The sequence below is a fragment of the Achromobacter veterisilvae genome (assembly GCF_900496975.1).
GTDB classification, from domain to species: domain Bacteria; phylum Pseudomonadota; class Gammaproteobacteria; order Burkholderiales; family Burkholderiaceae_B; genus Achromobacter; species Achromobacter veterisilvae.
The window spans coordinates 81,386-98,667 of the sequence record NZ_UFQC01000015.1 but is presented as its reverse complement, the minus strand read 5'-3'; the positions used below and the strand labels follow the sequence as shown (position 1 = coordinate 98,667).

Below are 17,282 nucleotides of genomic sequence, written 5' to 3'. Positions count from 1 at the left end.
CGGCCCTCAGCGCTCGATTTCCCGCGTCCAGCGCTTGTTCCAGTCGTCCCGATTCTGGTTGACCGTGTCCCAATCGATCACGATCAGGTCGGCGGCCCGCTTGCCGATAGGCAGCGGCACGCGGGGATCGTCGGTGACCTTGGCTTTCTTGTTGACCGGGCCGTAGCCGTAGGCGGTCGCCAGCTTCTCCTGCACCTCGGGAGAGACCAGGTACTGCACGAAGGCCTGGGCAAGCGGGTTGGCATTGGACTTGGCGACCGGGCAGACGGACGACAGCAGGGCGTAGGCGCCTTCCTGCGGATACACGAAGCCCACCGGGAATCCGGTGTCGGCGAAGGCCTTGACGCGGCCGCTGCCCCAGACCGAGATCACCGCCTGGCCGCTGGAGAACAGCTCCGTCATCTTGCCCGGCGAGGGTTCATAGACCAGCACGTTCGGGCCGACCTCGTTCTTGAAGGTGGCGAAGCCGGGATCGATCTTCTTTTCGCCGCCGCCGCCTTCGCGCGCGTATTCCACCAGCGCGTGCAGGCCGTAGGTGTTGTTCAGCGGCGGGATCACCAGTTGCTTCTTGTACTTGGGATCCTTCAGGTCCTTCCACGAGGCGGGCGGCGCCCACTTCTTTTCGTCGAAGACCTTCTTGTTGTACATGATGCCGGTCGCCACGATGCCGATGGCCACCGCCTTGTCGTCCTTGTAGCGCGCCGTGCCGTAGATATCGTCGGCCGGCAGTCCCTTGATGGGTTCGCAGAAGCCCAGCGCGATCGCCTGGTACATGGGGCCGTCGTCGATGATGGCCACGTCGATCTGCTGATTGCTTTTCTGCGCCTGCAGCCGCGCCACCGTGTTGGTGGAGTTGCCGGCCACATAGTCCAGCTCGACGCCGTGCTGCTTGGCGAAGGGCGGGAAGATGTCCTTGCGCATGATGTCTTCGAAAGAGCCGCCGTATCCGGCCACCACCAGCTTCTGCGCCTCCGCATTGGCGCTGAGTCCGGCGGCCACCGTTGCCGCCGCTAGCACTGCGAGTACCTTGCCCATGAGAACCCCCGAATATTGGAAGAAACTGCAAGAACTGCCGAATGCCGCCAGATCCGCGGGAATGGCCGGGCGATCGGCGCGGCACAAAAATTCCTCTTCCCACGTTCCTGGACTTCATGTCCGCGTACAATTTGTCCGTACATGAATGTCCGGACAAATAATGAATCCGGCAACATGTCCTTGTCAATGGGTTACTGTCGGTACAAACCCCATATAACGATCCTAGGAGCCTCCCCATGACCCGATCCTCCGAGCGCGCGGCCGGCCCCGGCGGAGCACGGCAAGCGCACGGCAAGCCGGAGTCGCCGGCTCCCGGCGGCACGTCCGGCGGCCCCCGCTACAAGAGCATTTACCAAACGCTTTCCCAGGACATCCGCTCGGGCCGCTACCCCGTCATGACGCTGCTGCCCACCGAGCACGAGCTTTGCGACCAGTTCAACGCCAGCCGCCACACCATCCGCGAAGCGATCCGCATGCTGACCGTGGCGGGCATGGTTTCGCGCCGCCCCGGCGTGGGCACACGCGTGGAGACCGCCAGCGCCCGCACCCGCTTCACGCAACGCATTTCGCAGTTCCCCGACCTGCTGCAGTACGCCCGCAACGCCGCGCTGCTGGTGCAGGACGTGCGCACCATCAAGCTCGGCAAGCGGCTCGCCGAAACGCTGGGCTGCGAACCCGGCCTGTCCTGGCTGCATATCAACTCCATCAAAACGCTGGACGACCAGGACACCGCGGCCGCCTGCACGCTGATCTACACCGATCCCGCGCATTCGGACCTGCGGGTCGAAATCAAATCGCGCATCTCGCTGCTGCGCCTGATCGAAGACCACTTCGGCGACCGCATCACCGAGGTCAACCAGGAGTTCTCCGCCACGCCCATCGGCGTAACGATGGCCAGGCAGCTCCAGGTCGAACCCAGGACGGCGGGCTTCGTCATCACGCGCCGCTACTACGGCGATGGCGGCGTGCTGCTGCTGGCCACCATCACCACGTTCCCCCACGACAAAATGAAGTACTCCATGACCCTCAACGTGGGGTGACGTCCCCCGCGGCGCGCTCGCCATAGGCGGCGCGAGCCGCCTGCGCGCTGATCTTGCCGTCCGCCAGGTCCCGCTCGATGCGCGCCCGCGGGCGTTCGGCGGGCACGCCGTATCCCCCGCCGCCGGGCGTTTCGATGCGCACGCTTTCTCCGGGCGCCAGCGCGATGTTCGCGGTCTTGGAAAACAGCGCTTCTTCCTGCGGCGTGCCGAAGTTGCGGATGAGCCGCGCGCGCCTGCCATCGCCGCCGCCATCCACGCCCGCCGCCACGCCCACCGTGTGGCTGTCCGAGCGCGCCGAGAACACGATGCCCGGCCCCACCGCGCGGATCTGCTTGGCGATCGCCATGCCGCCGCGCGTGCGGCCCACGCCGCCCGAATCCTGGATCAGCGCGTACTCGTCCATCAGCAGCGGATACTCGTTTTCCAGCGCTTCCACCGGCAGGTTCGACGTGTTGGTCATGTGCACGTGCACCGCGTCCATGCCGTCGGTATCCAGGCGCGCGCCGGCGCCGCCGCCCAGCGTTTCCAGGTACACGAAATGCCCGGCGCGCTCGCGCCAGCGGCCCGAGAACACGATCGCCGGGCAGCAATCGTTGCTCGACGCCATGATCTTCTCCGGCGGCAGCAGGCCGCGGAAGGCGCCGAAGATCGCGCCGGCCACCTTCTGCGCCGTAATGGAGCGCGCGCCCACCGCCGCGGGATGCTCGGGGTTGGTGATGGTGCCCACGGGCGCGGACAAGGAGATGGGATCGAACAGGCCCGCGTTGGGGGCCAGATCCGGATCCAGCAGGGCCTTCACGGCGTAGTACACGCAGGCCCGCAAGGCATTGAACGGCAGATTCATCGCGCCGCGCGCCTGCTTGCCCGACCCTTCGAAATCGAAGTGCAGGTTGTCCGGGCCGACGGTCAGCGTCACCTGGATGGGCACGGGGTCGCCGCCCATGCCGTCGTCGTCCAGGTCGCTGCGGAAGGTATAGCTGCCCTGCCGCAATTCGGCGATCCGGTTGAGCAGGCGGCGGCGCGTATAGGCGATCACGTCGTCCACCGAACGCAGCACCGCCTCCAGGCCCATCTGGCGGATCAGACCCTGCACGGCGGCCGCGCCGCGCCGGTTGGTGGCCATCTGTACGCGCAGGTCCAGCACGCGCTCCTCGGGGTCGCGGGTGTTGGCGCAGATCAGGCGCAGCATGTCTTCGTCCGTTTCGCCGTGCTTCGCGATGCGGCAGGCGGGAATGCGGATGCCCTCCTCGAAGATGGATTTCAGCCCGCCCGCGATCGAGCCCGGCACCGCGCCGCCCACGTCGGAATGGTGCGCGATATTGGCCGCGAAAAAGCGCAGCGCGCCGTCCCAGAATACCGGGGTGACGACGTTGATGTCCGGCAGGTGGCTGCCGTCGGCCAGATAGGGGTCGTTGCAGATGAAGACGTCGCCCTCGCGGATCCGGTCCAGGGGGTAGGCGCGCAGGATCGCGCCCATCGCGCCGTCCAGCGAACCCAGGTGCAAGGGTATCTGCGTGCCTTGGGCCACCAGGCGGCCCTGGGCGTCGAACAGCGCCACGGAGCAGTCCTTGCGTTCCTTGATGTTGGTCGAGAACGATGCGCGCACCAGCGTGTTGTTCATGTCCTCGGTAATGGACAGCAGGCGGTTGCAGAACACCTCCATGCCGATGGGGTCCGCCAGCGCGGCGGCGGCGCCGGGATTATTGGGTTTGTTCATGCAAGCCTCACTGCAAACGGATGATCAGGTTGCCGTATTCGTCCACGGTCGCGTCGTGCCCCACGCCCACGACAGTGGTGGAGCTCATTTCCTCCAGCAGCGCGGGGCCGGTGAAGCGTGCGCCGGTGGGCACGCGGTCGCGGTCGTAGACCGGCGTATCCAGCCAGCCGCGCCCGGCGCCGAAATAGGTCTTGCGCTCGCCGATCCTGGCGTCTTCCAGCGCGCCGCCCACGTGGCGCGGCGCCAGCGGCGCCTTCACCACCTGGCCCACGGCCTGCATGCGGCAGTTGATGATCTGCACCTTGCGGTCGTCCACCGTGTAGCCGTATTCGCGTTCGTGCGCCTCGGCGAAGCGGCGCGCGAACTCGGCGTACCCGCCGGCGCCGGTATCGTCCAGGCCGACCTGCACTTCGAAGTTCTGGCCTTCGTAGCGCGCGTCGATCGCGCTGTGGCAGACGCGCAGGGCGGGGTCCACGCGCTCCGCGGCCAGCCAGTCCCGCGCCTGCGCGCGCAGCCCGTCGAAGATGGCGGAGATCGCCGGCCAGGTCGCTTCGCCGGCCAGCGAGATTTCGCTTTGGACGAAGTCGAAGGAAATGTCGCTGAGCAGAATGCCGCGGGCGCACATGGTGCCGGGCTCCTGCGGCACGATCACCGTGGGAATGCCGCATTCCTCGGCCACTTCCACCGCGTGCAGCGGCCCCGCGCCGCCATAGGCGTACAGCGCGAAGCGCGACAGGTCGTAGCCGCGCTCGGTCGACACCGCGCGGATGGCGCGGCTCATGTTCGCCGCCGCGATGCGCAGGATGCCTTCGGCCGCCGCTTCCATGCCCAGCCCCAGCGGTTCGGCCACGCGCCGCTCGATGACCTCGCGGGCGGCCTGCGCATGCACCGGCATGCGGCCGTTCAGCAGGGCCACGGGGTTCAGGCGCTGCAAGGCGATCTCGGCGTCGGTGATGGTCGGTTCCTGGCCGCCGCGGCCGTAGCCCACCGGGCCCGGCACCGCCCCCGCGCTGTGCGGGCCCACCTTCAGCGCGCCCGCGTCGTCCAGCCACGCGATGCTGCCGCCCCCCGCGCCGATCACGTGGATGTCGACCATCGGCGTCTTGACCGGATATCCCGCCACGTGCCGGTGCGACGTGAACAACGGACGGCCGTCGCACACCAGCGATACGTCCGTGCTGGTGCCGCCCACGTCGAAGGTCACCAGGTCCGGGCTGCCGATGGCGCGGCCCACCGCCGCGGCGCCGACCACGCCCGCGGCCGGGCCGGACAGGCAGGTGCGCACGGGATACTGGCGCACCGTGGCGATCGACATCAGGCCGCCGTTGGAATGGATGGTGTGCGGCTCGTGGCGGATGTCCAGGTCGCGCACCCGCTGAAGAAAGCGTTCGAGATAGCGCGCCATCTTCGGCCCCACCGCCGCGTTCAGCACCGTGGTGGACAGGCGCTCGTACTCGCGGAATTCGGGCAGCACGTCGGAAGACAGGCTGATGTAGGCATCCGGCATGGCTTCGGCCACGATCTGCCCCGCGCGGCGCTCATGCGCCGGGTTGCGGTAGGCGTGGAGGAAGCAGATCGTCACCGCCTCGATCCCGGCCTGCGCGAACTGGTTCGCCGCCGCCCGCACCTGTTCTTCGTCCAGGGCGGTCAGGACCTCGCCGGCCGCGTTCACGCGCTCGTCGACTTCGGCGCGGAACTCGCGCGGCACGGCCACCGGCGGCTTGCCCACGCTGTAGTCGTACAGGTGCGGACGCGTCTGGCGGCCGATCTCCAGCACGTCGCGAAAGCCGCGCGTGGTGATCAGTCCGACGCGCGCGCCCTTGCGCTCGATGATGAGATTGGTGGCCACCGTCGTCCCGTGCCCCACGTGCGACACCTGCGAGGGCGACACGCCGTGCTCCGCCAGCATCTGGCCGATGCCGGTGGCTATGGCCTCCGAGGGATCGTGCGGCGTGGAAGGCACCTTGTGAAAGTGCACCACGCCGGCGTCCTCGTCGATCATCGTGAAATCGGTAAACGTGCCTCCGACGTCTATCCCTATGCGATACATGTTTTTGTTCCAGATAAAGTCTTGCCAGGCCGCCTGCGCCGGCCTCGCGGAAAAAAATCCTCCCCGGCCGCCGCGCGTGCCGGCGGGCTGGATGCCGCACGGAATCCCGTGCCGGCGGCGCGCGGAAGAGGGGGATCAGTCCAGGTGGATGCCGGCCTGCTTCACCACCTTGCACCATTTGCTGATCTCGTCCTTGATCATGATGCCGAACGCCGGGCCCGCCACGTCGGACACCTGCGCGCCTTGCTGCTCCAGATAGGCTTTCATGGCGGGCGCGTGCAGGGTCTGCACCAGGCCGTCGGTGAGCTTCTGCCGCAGCGGTTCGGGCATGCCCGCCGGCGCCAGCATGCCGAACCACACCATGGCCTCGTAGCCCGGGTAGCCGGATTCCGCCACCGTGGGCACGTCGGGCAGCATGGAAGAACGCTGCGGCGACGTGACCGCCAGCGCCTTGATCTTGCCGTCCTTGATGTAGGGGTAGGACGTCATCACCACGTCCATCATCATGTTGATCTGCCCCCCGACCAGGTCGATCAGCGCCGGTCCGGAGCCGCGGTATGGCACGTGCACGATGGACACGCCGGCGGTGGTCTTGAACAGTTCCGCGGCCAGGTGGTTGGACGTGCCCTGGCCGTTGGAGGCGAAGGAATACTTCTCGGGTTCCTTCTTCAAGAGCGCCACGAATTCCTGCAGGTTGTTGGCGGGCACCGACTGGTTCACCGACATCACGTTGGGTATCGTGGCCACCACGGCCAGCGGCGTGAAGTCCTTGACTGCGTCGTAGGGCAGCTTGGAATAGACGCAGGGCGCGCTGCCGTGCGTGCTGACCGATCCCATCAGGATGGTGTAGCCGTCGGCCGGCTGGCGGGCCACGTACTCCGTACCCACGGTGCCGCCCGCGCCGGGGCGGTTCTCGACGATGACGTTGGCGGACAGGCGCTGGCCCAGCCCTTCCGCCACCTTGCGCGCGATCAGGTCGGTGGACCCGCCCGCGGCGAACGGCACCACGATGCGGATCACTTTTTCCGGCCAGGCGGCGCTGGCCGAGCCGGCCGCCACAGACAATGCGACACCGGCGGCAATGCGACAGCAACTGCGTAAAAGCCCTTGGTCCATGCTTGGTTTCCCCTTGTTGATAGAACTTCCTTGTGGCCGGATCATGCGTGTCCGGCCTATGTCCGGCGCCTCGGAAAGAGCCCGCCGAATCCTCGTTCACTGCAACAACAAGGCCATGCTAGGCCTGTGGATTCGATGACAGCAGCCCCGCAGGTTTATATTTGTATAAACGCCATTTATAGGGACGCCTCGGTGAAGAATCCGGACCTGAACCTGCTTTTGCATTTCGATGCGCTGATGGCCTGCCGCAACGTGTCGCGCGCGGCCGAACTGCTCGATATCAGCCAGCCGGCCATGAGCGCGGCGTTGAACCGGCTGCGCCAGCTATTCGGCGACCCCTTGCTGGTGCGCGAGGGCGGCGCCTGGCAGCCCAGCCTGCGGGCGCTGGAACTGCACCAGAACTTCAAGCCGCTGCTGGAGGGCTGGCATCGCGCCACGCGCACGCGCGAGGCCTTCGATCCGGCGCATTCGTCGCGCACGCTATCGTTCTACGCCACCGACTATGTGCAATACACGCTGCTGCCCAGGCTGATTCCCCGGCTGGCCGTGGACGCGCCGCACTTCCAGCTACAGATCGTGCCGGCCCGGCCGCAACATGGCCTGAGCATGCTGGACACGAACCACGTGGAATTGATCGCGGGCTACTTTCCCGACCCGGCGCCCGACCTGCGCACGCGCTTCCTGTACCAGGAGCCGGCCGTATGCATCGTGCGCGAAGGCCATCCCTGCCTGCGCAAGCGCTGGAACCTGGACGCCTACCTGAGCTACGGCCACCTGGACCTGGCCGCGCACACGCGCTACTTCAGCACCGCGATCGACCGCATCCTCATGGGCCACAACCGCAGCCGCAAGATCGTGGCGACCCTGTCCAGCTACCTGGTGTGCCCGTTCATCGTGGAAGGCTCGGACCTGATCGCGACCATGCCCGTCAGCATCGCCCGCGCCATGGCCGGCAGCGCGCGCATCGTCACGCAGAAGGTGCCGCTGACGCTGCCGCCGATCGCCGTGTCGCTCTACTGGCACGAACGCTACCAGGACGATCCCGCGCACGCCTGGCTGCGCCAGTACCTGGCCGGCGTGCTCGGTTAGGCTGGCAGGCGCGCCCGGCGCCGGTCAGTATCCCCGCCGCGCGTCGTAGACGTTCGGCAAGGCGTCGCCGCGCTCGTTGGCGGCGATCAGGAACGCGGTGTGCCGCGCGCGTTCCCGGCGGTCCGGGATCGCCGCGCAATGCGGCGTGACGATGATGCCGGGATGCGACCACAGCGGGGATTCCGGCGGCAAGGGTTCCTCGTCGAACACGTCCAGGACGGCCTGGCTGAGTTGGCCGCTGTTCAGGGCGGCGACGACGTCCCGCGCGACCATGTGCGAGCCGCGGCCCGCGTTGATCAGACAGGCGCCGCGGGGCAACCGCGACAGCGTGGCGGCGTTGAGGATGCCGCGGGTGGAATCGGTGGCGGGCAGCAGGCAGACGAGGATGTCCGCCGCGGCCAGGAACGCGCCGAACTGGTCCTGCCCGGCGTAGCTTGGCAGGCCCTCCAGCCGGCTCGCCCCGCGCGACCAGCCGCTGACCTGGAAGCCGACGCGCGACAGCAGTTGCGCCGACGCCACGCCCAGGTGGCCCAGGCCCATGATGCCGACCCGCAGATCGGCGGCGACGCGCACGGAATCGAAGAACTCCCAATGCCGGCGCGCCTGGTTGTCCACAGCCCGCTTGATGTCGCGGGTCAGCATCAGCGCCGACGTCAGCACGAATTCGGCCATTTCGGTCTGGGTGCGGGCGGTCACCATGCGCGCGATCGGCACGTGGCGCGGCCACTGCGGATCGGCCAGGATGTGGTCCACTCCGGCGCCGGCGCTGATGATGAGCTTCAGGTTCGGGAACGTGGCCAGCCGGCCGGGGTCGGGCTCCCAGACCAGGGCGTAGTCCACGCTGGCGGGGTCGACGTCATCGTGCCAGCCGGCCACCTCCAGTCCGGGCGCGAACGCCTGGAAGTTCGCGCGCCAGTCGTCGATGGCCTGAGCCCCGCCGGAATTGATGATGAGCCGCATGTCGGTCCTTCGGTTCAACGTTCGATCGTCTGGTTCCAGCGGGCGTTGAAGGCCGGCCGGGCCGCGTTGATCTGGTCCCAGTCCACGATCTTAGCGTTCGCCATATACCCTTGGAAGCGTTTCAGCGCCTCGGCGTTGTCGGCGGGCGCCTGGACGTTCTTGTTGGACGGAAAGTTGCCCGCCCATTCCAGCGCCTTGGCCTGCGCCTGCGCCGAAAGCAAATACAGCGCCAGCTTCTGCGACAGTTCCGGCTCGCTGTTCCCGGCGACCACGCATTCGCCCACCATCAGGATCACCGCCCCCTCCCTCGGATGGGCGTACTCCACGGGGATCCCGCGCCGCTTCAGGCGGGAAATGGCGGTCGGCGTGAGCGGGAAGATCGCGGCCTCGCCGGACTGGATCATCTCCGCCAGCTTGTCCGAATTGGGAATGTATTCCCGCACATTGGGGCCGATGAAGGCCGGCCACTGCCGGAAGCCCGGTTCGAGATTCCGGTCGTCGCCGCCCTGGATGCGGTTGAACATCAGGAACGCATGCAGGCCGAAGGTGCTGCCCGAAGCCGACTGGAACACGACCTTGCCCTTGTGCTTCGGGTCCGCCAGGTCCATCCAGGAGGCCGGCGGGGCCCACCCGCGGTCGGCGAATATCCGGGTGTTGTAGCCCAGGCCCGTCATTCCGACGTCGATGCCCGCGGCCATGCGGCCCTTCATCAGCGCGGTGGGGTACAGCTCTTTCAGCACCGGATCGTCGTTGAGCGGCTCGCACAGGCCCATGGAGATCGCGCGCGCCATGATGCCGTCGTCCAGGAACATGACGTGCATCCGCGGCTTGTCCTTGAAGGCCTGCGCGCGGGCCAGCACGTCCGTCGAGGTGCCCGGAACCACGACGATCTTCACATCGTTGGCGCGCTCGAAATCCGGAAACACGTATTGCGTGAACGCGCGCTCCATGTCGCCGCCGTTCATGCCGACGTACAGCGTCTTCTGCTGCGCCAGCGCGCCCGCCGGCAGCAGCGCCGCGAAGGCGGCGCCCAGCAGCCATTTCCCCGCGCGCCGCCAGCGCGCCGCGCTCTTTTTCCTGTCCGTCATGGTGACTCCCGCGTTTGAGCCTCTTGTGATTCAGCGACAAAAAAAGCCTGGACGCGCGCGTCCAGGCTTTCTCGTCGGTGCCGGCCTTTTCAGGTCGGGTAGGTCCCCGGCAGCAGGATGCTGCGGTCGCCGGGCTCGATCGAGCGGCGGCCGCAAAGCGCCATGGTCGTGTCCATTTCCTTGTACAGGATCTCCAGGGTGCGGGTCACGCCGGCCTGGCCGTAGGCGCCCAGGCCGTACAGGAACGCGCGGCCGATCATCGTGCCGCGCGCGCCCAGCGCCACGGCCTTCAGGATGTCCTGGCCCGAACGGATGCCGCCGTCCATCCACACCTCGATCTTCGAGCCTACGGCATCGGCGATCGCGGGCAGGGCGGCGATGGACGACATGGCGCCGTCCAGTTGGCGTCCGCCGTGGTTGCTGACGATGAGCGCGTCGGCGCCGCTGTTGGCGGCCAGTTGCGCGTCCTCGACGTCCAGGATGCCCTTGATGATGAGCTTGCCGCCCCAGCGCTGCTTGATCCACTGGACGTCGTCCCAGCTCAGGCGCGGGTCGAATTGCTCGGCCGTCCACGAAGACAGCGACGACAGGTCGCTCACCCCCTTGGCGTGTCCGACGATATTGCCGAAGGTGCGGCGCTTGGTGCCCAGCATGCCCATGCACCAGCGCGGCTTGGTCGCCAGGTTGATGAGGTTGCGCAGGGTGGGCTTGGGCGGGGTCGACAGGCCGTTCTTGATGTCCTTGTGGCGCTGGCCCAGGATCTGCAGGTCCAGGGTCAGCACCAGCGCCGAGCAGCCGGCGGCCTTGGCGCGGTCGATGAGGTTGCCCACGAATTCGCGGTCGCGCATGACGTAGAGCTGGAACCAGAACGGCTTGCGGGTCGCCTCCGCCACGTCTTCCAGCGAGCAGATGCTCATGGTGGACAGCGTGAAGGGCACGCCGAAATCGGCCGCCGCCTTGGCCGCCAGGATTTCCCCGTCGGCATGCTGCATGCCGGTCAGGCCCGTGGGCGAAATCGCCAGCGGCATGACCGCGTCCTGGCCCACCAGGGTGGTGCGCAGCGACCGGCCTTCCATGTTCACCGCCACACGCTGGCGCAGCTTGATTTTCTGGAAGTCGCTTTCGTTGGCGCGATAGGTGCCTTCGGTCCAGGCGCCGGAATCCGCGTAGTCGTAGAACATGCGCGGCACGCGCTTCTGCGCAACGGCGCGCAAATCTTCGATGCAGGTGATCGTAGAAAGGTTAGCGGTCATGGAGTGGTCTTTGGAGTGAGGGGGGCGCCAGTTGCGATTCATTATTTTTAGATCCCGGGGCCACCGGCTGCGGGCGGCCCAGGCGGTTCCGCCGGGCTCACGAACCCCGCGGCGCCGCCCAGTATACGCGCCGAGGCCGGCAAGCGTCGCTTGCCGGCCTCGGTCGCCCCCCTGCCGCAAGGGCTCTTCCGTCCCCTGCGCCCCCTATCGTGGCCAGACCTTGGATACGGCCCGGATCGTGGCCCACGCCACCCAGCGCGGGCTGGTCAGCCGCGCCGCCGGCAGGCGGCGCATCACGTCCACGGCCAGCCCGCCGCGCTTGTGCCACTGTTTCTTGCGGGTCTGGCTGTCGGTCCAGCGGCCTTCCAGCCATGGAAATTCGCGGCGGCCCGGCTTGTAGACCGGCGGCGTGTTGTAGATCAGGATGTAGGCCAGGCGCGGCGCCTGCGAGGTATTGGGGCCGGTGAAATGCAGCGTCCGGGCGTCGTGCACCGTGATGCCGCCCGGCGCCAGCGGCTCGGGCACCGCCTGTTCGCGGGGGAAATCGCCGCAGCATTCCAGCGGATGCAGGCTCTTGTCCCCCCCCGGCGACCGATGCTCCAGCACCTCCCATTTGTTCGAGCCCGGGATGAACTGCATGCAGCCGTTCTCCGTCGTGGCGGGTTGCAGCGCCAGCCAGATGCTCAGTTCGTTGTAGACGAAATCCGGCGACCGGAACGCCTCGTCCTGGTGCCAGGGGGTCTCGGGACCGTTGGGGCCGGGCTTGAGCAGGGCGTGCTCGCCATAGAGGGCCGCGTCCTCGCCCAGCAGTTGGCGGGCCAGCTCCAGCGTGCGCTCGTGATACGTGGTCTTCAGGAGGCCCGGGGCATAATGGCGCGGATCGTGCAAACTGGGAAACTTGGCGGGCTTGGACGGATCGTCGCGGCTGACGAAGTCGTACTGCGCACCCTCGTTGTAGCCGGTCTTGTTCGTGAACAGATCCATCAGGGTCCTGCGGATGTACCCCACCTCGTCCTGCGGGCACATGTCCTTCAGGGCCAGATACCCTTGTTCCCTGTAGCGCGCTGTCTCTGCTTCCGACAACAAACTGGTCTCTTCCATAATGGCTTCTCCAAGCTCTGGTAGTGGGTGTCCCCGTTGGCACGTTTTGACATGAGCTCTAACGTATCGCTTCGATGCCCCCGGGGCCTATAGACCATCCGCTGTAGCCAATACCGCCTACGCACATCGCCAAGGGCGGCGCATCATCCGAAGGAAACCCATGCAAGACCCCAACTCCGCCTCCCACATCGAAACTGTCCACGTCACCGTCAGCGGCACGGTGCAGGGCGTGGGCTACCGCCATGCCACGGTCCGCCGCGCCCATCTGCTGGGCGCGACGGGCTGGGTGCAGAACCTGCCGGACGGCACGGTCGAGGCCATGGTGCAAGGCACGCCCGACCAGGTCGACCACATGCTGGAATGGCTGCGGCGCGGCCCCCCGGGCGCGGACGTGAAAGAGCTCACGACGCGCAGGGAGTACACGGACAAGCGTTACATCCGCTTTGAGCAGCTATAGGGCCCCCAGCCTTGCCCGGCGGCGAGGCGTAGTCCGATAGGGGGAGAAACGGCGGAGGCGCTGGAGAGCGCCGGCCGCCAGGCTCAGCGGGTGCGCAGCCAGCGCCCGCCCAACTGGTTGAGCACCAGCCCGGCCAGGACGCAGGCCGCCCCCAGCCATTGCATCGGCAGCAGGCTTTCGCCGAAGGCCGCGGACGCCGCCCACAGCCCCACCACCGGCACCAGCAGCGAAAACGGCGCGACCTTGGCCGCGGCGTGGCGCGTCAGCAACTGCGTCCACAGGGTGTAGGCCAGCAAGGTCGCCAGCACCGCCAGGTACAGCACCGACAGCGCCTCGCCCCACCCCATGCCCGTCACCATGCCGACCACCGGATCCCAGCCGTCGATCAGCACGGCCAGCAGCAGGAAGGGCAGCACCGGCGCGGCGCTGCTCCAGGCGATGAAGGCGAACGGGTCGTAGCCCGGCGCCTTGCGGCTGGCCAGGCGCACGATCATATTGGACACGGCCCACATGAAGGCGCCGCCCAGCGTCAGCGCAAAGCCCAGCATCGTCATCTGGCCGGGCCCGTCGCCGCGGCCGCCGGCAATGACCGCCAGCCCCAGCGCCGCCACGCACAGCCCGATCCAATGGTGCCGCTGGGCGCGCTCGTGCAGCACGGGCGCGGCCAGCAGCAGCGTGAAGAACGCCTGGGTCTGGATGACCAGCGAAGCCATGCCGGCCGGCATGCCGAACTTCAGCGCCGTGAAGAGAAGCCCGAACTGGCCCAGGCCTTGCACCAGCCCGTAGGCCGCGACCCAGCGCCAGGGCAGGCGCGGCGGACGCACGAAGAGGATCAGGGGGAAGGCCGCCAGGGCGAAGCGCAAAGCGCCGAGCATCATGGGGGAAAGGCCCCGCATGCCGATCTTCATGACGACGAAGTTCGAACCCCAGATGACAACGACCGCCAATGCGCAGAGATAGTCTTTTCGGGAAAGGTGGGTCGTGGACATGCGGCATTATCGCACCGGGCGCACCCCGGAGAACGGAGCAGATCAGCGGGCGTTCAGCACCGTTTCGAAGGCGCGCACGGCGGCATCGATGTCCTCGTCGCCGATGTGGCGGTGCGTTACGCAGCGCAGGCGCGTGCGGCCCCAGGGGCGGACCAGCAGGCCGGCGGCCAGCAGCGCCGCGACCCACTCCGCGTTGCTCATGCCGGTGCCGGCCGTCTCCACCTGCACGATATTGGTCTGCGGCGCGGTCGCGGACAGCGCCGGCGCAAGCCGGTTGACGCCGTCGCTCAGCCGGCGGGCGCGGACGTGGTCCTCGGCCAGCCGGCCGCCCATCGTCCGCACGCCTTCCAGGCCGGCCGCCGCCATGATGCCGGACTGGCGCTGCGTGCCGCCCAGCATGCGGCGCAGCGTGCGCGCCCTGGCCATGACGGAACGGCCTCCGGCCAGCACGGCGCCCACGGGCGCGCTCAGGCCCTTGGACAGGCACAGGGACACCGTGTCGGCGTGGCGGGAAATGTCTCCGGGCGCCACGCCCAGCGCCACGGCGGCGTTGAACAGGCGGGCGCCGTCCAGGTGCACCGCCGCGCCGGCCGCGTTCGCCATGCCGTAGACCGCCTGCATGTGGTCCAGGGGCAGCACCGTGCCACCCGCGTTGTTGTGCGAGGTTTCCATCGCCACCAGCGAAGTCTTCAGCCGGTGCCCGCCGGATTGCAGCGCCTCTTCCAGGCGGCCCAGGTCCATGGCGCCGTCGGCGCCGGCCACGCCCAGGTAGAACAGCCCGGTGAACGTGGCGGCGCCGCGCTCCGAGGTGTACATATGGGCCGACGATTCCAGCACAGCCTGTTCATTGCGCTGCCCCTGCGCCAGCACCGCCAGCAGATTGGCCATGGTGCAGCTAGGCACGAACAGCCCGGCTTCCTTGCCCAGGGTGGCGGCCACGTGCGCTTCCAGCTCGCGCACGGTGGGATCGCCGTCCAGGCCGTCGTCGCCGATCGGGGCGGCGCGCATGCGCTCGTACATCGCCTCGGTGGGGTGGGTGACGGTGTCGCTGCGCAGGTCGACGCGGGCGCGCCGGGCGGCGGGGATACGCTGGGTCATGGCTATCAGTGCTGCAGAATTTTTGAAAGAAACTGGCGCGTGCGCGGGGCACGCTCCTCCACATTGCCGAAGAACTGCTCCTTTGCGCAGTCCTCCACGATCTTGCCACCGTCCATGAAGATCACGCGGTCGGCGACGCGGCGGGCGAAACCCATTTCGTGGGTCACCACCATCATGGTCATGCCGTCGCCCGCCAGGTCGGTCATCACGTCCAGCACTTCGTTGACCATCTCGGGGTCCAGGGCCGAGGTCGGCTCGTCGAACAGCATCACCACCGGATCCATCGACAGCGCGCGGGCGATCGCCACGCGCTGCTGCTGGCCGCCGGACAGTTCGCCGGGGTGCTTGTCCTTGTGCGCGGACAGGCCCACTCGCTCCAGCAGCGCCAGCGCGCGCTGGCGGGCCTCGTCCTTGCCGCGCTTGAGCACCTTGACCTGGCCCAGGCACAGGTTCTCGGTCACCGACAGGTGCGGGAACAGCTCGAAATGCTGGAACACCATGCCGGCCACGGCGCGCAGCTTGGGCAGGTCGGTACGCGGATCGCCCACCGGGATACCGTTGACCACGATGTCGCCCTTCTGGAAGGGTTCCAGCGCGTTCACGGTCTTGATCAGCGTGGACTTGCCGGACCCGGACGGGCCGCAGACCACCACGACCTCGCCGCGGCCGACGGTCGTCGAGCAATCGTCCAGCACCTGGAACGCGCCGTACCACTTGCTGACCCGGCTGATCTCGATCATCGGAGGCTTGGGGATATCTTGCATCGTTGAACCTGTGGATAACTTGGAAGGGACGGGAAACGGCTAGCGCAGCACCCGCGTGCGCTTCTCCAGCCGCTTGACCAGGCGGGACGCCGTGAAGCAGATGACGAAATACACCACCGCGACGAACAGGTAGAGTTCCACCAGGCGGCCGTCGCGCTGGCCGATCTTGGACGCCGCGCCCAGGAAGTCGGTCAGGGACAGCACGTACACCAGCGAGGTGTCCTGGAACAGGATGATGACGCGCGTAAGCAGCGCCGGCACCATGTTGCGGAACGCCTGCGGCAGCACCACGTACTGCATGCCCTGCCAGGGCGTCAGGCCCAGCGCCATGCTGGCCGACACCTGCCCGCGCGCGATCGACTGGATGCCCGCGCGCATGATTTCACAGAAATACGCGGCCTCGAACAGCGTGAAGGTGATCACCGCCGAGTTGAACGCGCCCACGCGCAGCGGCGTGGGCGACCCCACCACCCAGGCGGCCATGTAGGGCATCAGGAAGTAGAACCAGAAAATCACCAGCAGCAGCGGGATCGAACGCATCACGTTCACATAGATGCCCGCCGGCACCGACAGTATCCGGTACCGCGACAGGCGCATCATGGCCAGCAGCGTGCCCAGCGCCAGCCCCATCACGGCCGCCAGCGCGGTCAGCGTCAGCGTGAACGCCATGCCCGTCTGGAACAGATACGGCAGGGCGCTGCCGATGACGTCGAAATCGAATTTGCCCATGGCGCTAGCTCTTGCCCGCGGCGCCGATCAGGCCGGGCACCGCCACGCGGCGTTCGATCGTGCGCATGCCGAAGACGACGATGCCGTTGAGGATCAGGTACACGACCGTCGCGGCCGAAAACGCCTCGAAGATGTGGAAGCTGAATTCCGCCATCGAACGCGCCTGGCCGGTCAGTTCCAGCAGGCCGATCGTCAGCGCCACCGACGAATACTTGATGGTGCCCATGAACTCGGACGTCAGCGGCGGCAGCACGATGCGGTATGCCTCGGGCAGGATGATGTAGCGGTAGACCTGCGTCTCGGTCAGGCCCAGCGCGGTGCCCGCCTGGAACTGGCCGCGCGGCAGCGACTGGATGCCCGCGCGCAACTGCTCGGCCACGCGCGCCGACCCGTAGAATCCCAGGCACAGCACGGCCGGCACGAACTGGCCCCACGGCTGCGGCATCTGCTTCATGGCCAGGCCCCAGGCATGCGGCAGCAGCTCGGGCAGCACGAAATACCACAGGAACATCTGCACCAGCAGCGGCACGTTGCGGAACACCTCCACGTACGTCGCGCCGACCGCGTTCATCAGGCGCGACTGCGCGGTGCGCATCACGCCCAGCCAGGACCCCAGCGCCAGCGCGAAAACCCACGCCGTCAGGGCCAGCGCGAGGGTCCAGCCCACGCCGATCAGAATCGTCTCCAGGAACGTATGCACGCCATCCGGCGACATCTCCAGGAAAACGTCCCAACTCCAGTTGTAGTTCATGCCTTTCCCCCGATGGCGATGCCGTCCGCGCCCGGCGGGCGGCAT

16 protein-coding genes are annotated in these 17,282 nt (G+C 67.7%); 3 read left to right on the top strand and 13 right to left on the bottom strand.

From position 1 onward, the window contains the following. Window positions 1-6 precede the first annotated feature (6 nt). Window positions 7-1,035 (bottom strand): ABC transporter substrate-binding protein, encoded by a 1,029-nt coding sequence (locus tag AVE30378_RS15850; RefSeq protein ID WP_129241834.1) that lies wholly within the window; start codon window positions 1,033-1,035, stop codon window positions 7-9. A gap of 236 nt (window positions 1,036-1,271) precedes the next feature. Here AVE30378_RS15850 and AVE30378_RS15845 point away from each other — a divergent pair, with 236 nt between their 5' ends. After that, window positions 1,272-2,075 carry a GntR family transcriptional regulator gene (locus tag AVE30378_RS15845; RefSeq protein ID WP_129241833.1) on the top strand — a complete coding sequence of 268 codons (804 nt, stop codon included), beginning with the start codon at window positions 1,272-1,274 and terminating at the stop codon, window positions 2,073-2,075. Here the strand turns inward: AVE30378_RS15845 and AVE30378_RS15840 are convergent. The 3 genes from AVE30378_RS15840 to AVE30378_RS15830 form a co-directional block, all read right to left on the bottom strand. Then, window positions 2,062-3,792, bottom strand: a complete 1,731-nt coding sequence (locus AVE30378_RS15840; protein WP_129241832.1) for a hydantoinase B/oxoprolinase family protein — start codon at window positions 3,790-3,792, stop codon at window positions 2,062-2,064. The two genes, AVE30378_RS15845 and AVE30378_RS15840, sit on opposite strands and share 14 nt — an antisense overlap. A 7-nt stretch (window positions 3,793-3,799) precedes the next feature. Next, window positions 3,800-5,842: a hydantoinase/oxoprolinase family protein gene (locus tag AVE30378_RS15835; RefSeq protein WP_129241831.1), complete on the bottom strand. Its 2,043-nt coding sequence runs from the start codon at window positions 5,840-5,842 to the stop codon at window positions 3,800-3,802. A gap of 135 nt (window positions 5,843-5,977) precedes the next feature. Beyond that, on the bottom strand, window positions 5,978-6,901 hold the full coding sequence (locus tag AVE30378_RS15830; protein WP_244235068.1) for a Bug family tripartite tricarboxylate transporter substrate binding protein: 924 nt from the start codon (window positions 6,899-6,901) through the stop codon (window positions 5,978-5,980). A 249-nt stretch (window positions 6,902-7,150) separates the two neighbouring features. Here AVE30378_RS15830 and AVE30378_RS15825 point away from each other — a divergent pair, with 249 nt between their 5' ends. Continuing rightward, the gene (locus AVE30378_RS15825) at window positions 7,151-8,047 is read left to right on the top strand and encodes a LysR family transcriptional regulator (RefSeq protein ID WP_244235063.1); all 897 of its coding nucleotides are present in this window, start codon (window positions 7,151-7,153) and stop codon (window positions 8,045-8,047) included. Window positions 8,048-8,071: 24 nt separating this feature from the next. Here the strand turns inward: AVE30378_RS15825 and AVE30378_RS15820 are convergent, their stop codons facing one another. The 4 genes from AVE30378_RS15820 to AVE30378_RS15805 form a co-directional block, all read right to left on the bottom strand. Beyond that, the gene (locus AVE30378_RS15820) at window positions 8,072-9,007 is read right to left on the bottom strand and encodes a 2-hydroxyacid dehydrogenase (RefSeq protein ID WP_129241829.1); all 936 of its coding nucleotides are present in this window, start codon (window positions 9,005-9,007) and stop codon (window positions 8,072-8,074) included. 14 nt (window positions 9,008-9,021) lie between these two features. Next, complete coding sequence (locus AVE30378_RS15815) at window positions 9,022-10,095, bottom strand: extracellular solute-binding protein (RefSeq protein WP_129241828.1); 1,074 nt, start codon at window positions 10,093-10,095, stop codon at window positions 9,022-9,024. An 89-nt stretch (window positions 10,096-10,184) separates the two neighbouring features. Beyond that, entirely contained in the window at window positions 10,185-11,348 is a 1,164-nt protein-coding gene (locus tag AVE30378_RS15810; protein ID WP_129241827.1) for an alpha-hydroxy acid oxidase, read from the bottom strand. A gap of 204 nt (window positions 11,349-11,552) precedes the next feature. Beyond that, window positions 11,553-12,449 carry a phytanoyl-CoA dioxygenase family protein gene (locus tag AVE30378_RS15805; RefSeq protein ID WP_129241826.1) on the bottom strand — a complete coding sequence of 299 codons (897 nt, stop codon included), beginning with the start codon at window positions 12,447-12,449 and terminating at the stop codon, window positions 11,553-11,555. Window positions 12,450-12,609: 160 nt separating this feature from the next. Between AVE30378_RS15805 and AVE30378_RS15800 the strand changes: the two genes are divergently transcribed. After that, window positions 12,610-12,906 (top strand): acylphosphatase, encoded by a 297-nt coding sequence (locus AVE30378_RS15800; RefSeq protein WP_129241825.1) that lies wholly within the window; start codon window positions 12,610-12,612, stop codon window positions 12,904-12,906. A gap of 83 nt (window positions 12,907-12,989) precedes the next feature. Here the strand turns inward: AVE30378_RS15800 and AVE30378_RS15795 are convergent, their stop codons facing one another. The 5 genes from AVE30378_RS15795 to AVE30378_RS15775 all read right to left on the bottom strand — a co-directional run bounded on the left by AVE30378_RS15795 (window position 12,990) and on the right by AVE30378_RS15775 (window position 17,237). Next, a complete protein-coding gene (locus tag AVE30378_RS15795; RefSeq protein WP_129241824.1) occupies window positions 12,990-13,895 on the bottom strand; it encodes an EamA family transporter in 906 nt (301 codons plus the stop codon). Window positions 13,896-13,937: 42 nt separating this feature from the next. Next, entirely contained in the window at window positions 13,938-14,993 is a 1,056-nt protein-coding gene (locus AVE30378_RS15790) for a threonine aldolase family protein (protein ID WP_129241823.1), read from the bottom strand. Window positions 14,994-14,998: 5 nt separating this feature from the next. Continuing rightward, window positions 14,999-15,733 (bottom strand): amino acid ABC transporter ATP-binding protein, encoded by a 735-nt coding sequence (locus tag AVE30378_RS15785; protein ID WP_129241878.1) that lies wholly within the window; start codon window positions 15,731-15,733, stop codon window positions 14,999-15,001. Between the two features lie 63 nt (window positions 15,734-15,796). Beyond that, entirely contained in the window at window positions 15,797-16,486 is a 690-nt protein-coding gene (locus tag AVE30378_RS15780) for an amino acid ABC transporter permease (protein WP_129241822.1), read from the bottom strand. Between the two features lie 4 nt (window positions 16,487-16,490). After that, window positions 16,491-17,237 (bottom strand): amino acid ABC transporter permease, encoded by a 747-nt coding sequence (locus tag AVE30378_RS15775; RefSeq protein ID WP_129241821.1) that lies wholly within the window; start codon window positions 17,235-17,237, stop codon window positions 16,491-16,493. Window positions 17,238-17,282: the final 45 nt, after the last annotated feature.

Coding starts and splice junctions, on each gene's coding strand:
- AVE30378_RS15800 (WP_129241825.1), top strand. CDS start 12,610: ATGCAAGACCCCAACTCCGCCTCCCACATCGAAACTGTCCACGTCACC.
- AVE30378_RS15775 (WP_129241821.1), bottom strand. CDS start 17,237: ATGAACTACAACTGGAGTTGGGACGTTTTCCTGGAGATGTCGCCGGAT.
- AVE30378_RS15785 (WP_129241878.1), bottom strand. CDS start 15,733: ATGATCGAGATCAGCCGGGTCAGCAAGTGGTACGGCGCGTTCCAGGTG.
- AVE30378_RS15780 (WP_129241822.1), bottom strand. CDS start 16,486: ATGGGCAAATTCGATTTCGACGTCATCGGCAGCGCCCTGCCGTATCTG.
- AVE30378_RS15840 (WP_129241832.1), bottom strand. CDS start 3,792: ATGAACAAACCCAATAATCCCGGCGCCGCCGCCGCGCTGGCGGACCCC.
- AVE30378_RS15820 (WP_129241829.1), bottom strand. CDS start 9,007: ATGCGGCTCATCATCAATTCCGGCGGGGCTCAGGCCATCGACGACTGG.
- AVE30378_RS15850 (WP_129241834.1), bottom strand. CDS start 1,035: ATGGGCAAGGTACTCGCAGTGCTAGCGGCGGCAACGGTGGCCGCCGGA.
- AVE30378_RS15795 (WP_129241824.1), bottom strand. CDS start 13,895: ATGTCCACGACCCACCTTTCCCGAAAAGACTATCTCTGCGCATTGGCG.
- AVE30378_RS15845 (WP_129241833.1), top strand. CDS start 1,272: ATGACCCGATCCTCCGAGCGCGCGGCCGGCCCCGGCGGAGCACGGCAA.
- AVE30378_RS15790 (WP_129241823.1), bottom strand. CDS start 14,993: ATGACCCAGCGTATCCCCGCCGCCCGGCGCGCCCGCGTCGACCTGCGC.
- AVE30378_RS15815 (WP_129241828.1), bottom strand. CDS start 10,095: ATGACGGACAGGAAAAAGAGCGCGGCGCGCTGGCGGCGCGCGGGGAAA.
- AVE30378_RS15805 (WP_129241826.1), bottom strand. CDS start 12,449: ATGGAAGAGACCAGTTTGTTGTCGGAAGCAGAGACAGCGCGCTACAGG.
- AVE30378_RS15810 (WP_129241827.1), bottom strand. CDS start 11,348: ATGACCGCTAACCTTTCTACGATCACCTGCATCGAAGATTTGCGCGCC.
- AVE30378_RS15835 (WP_129241831.1), bottom strand. CDS start 5,842: ATGTATCGCATAGGGATAGACGTCGGAGGCACGTTTACCGATTTCACG.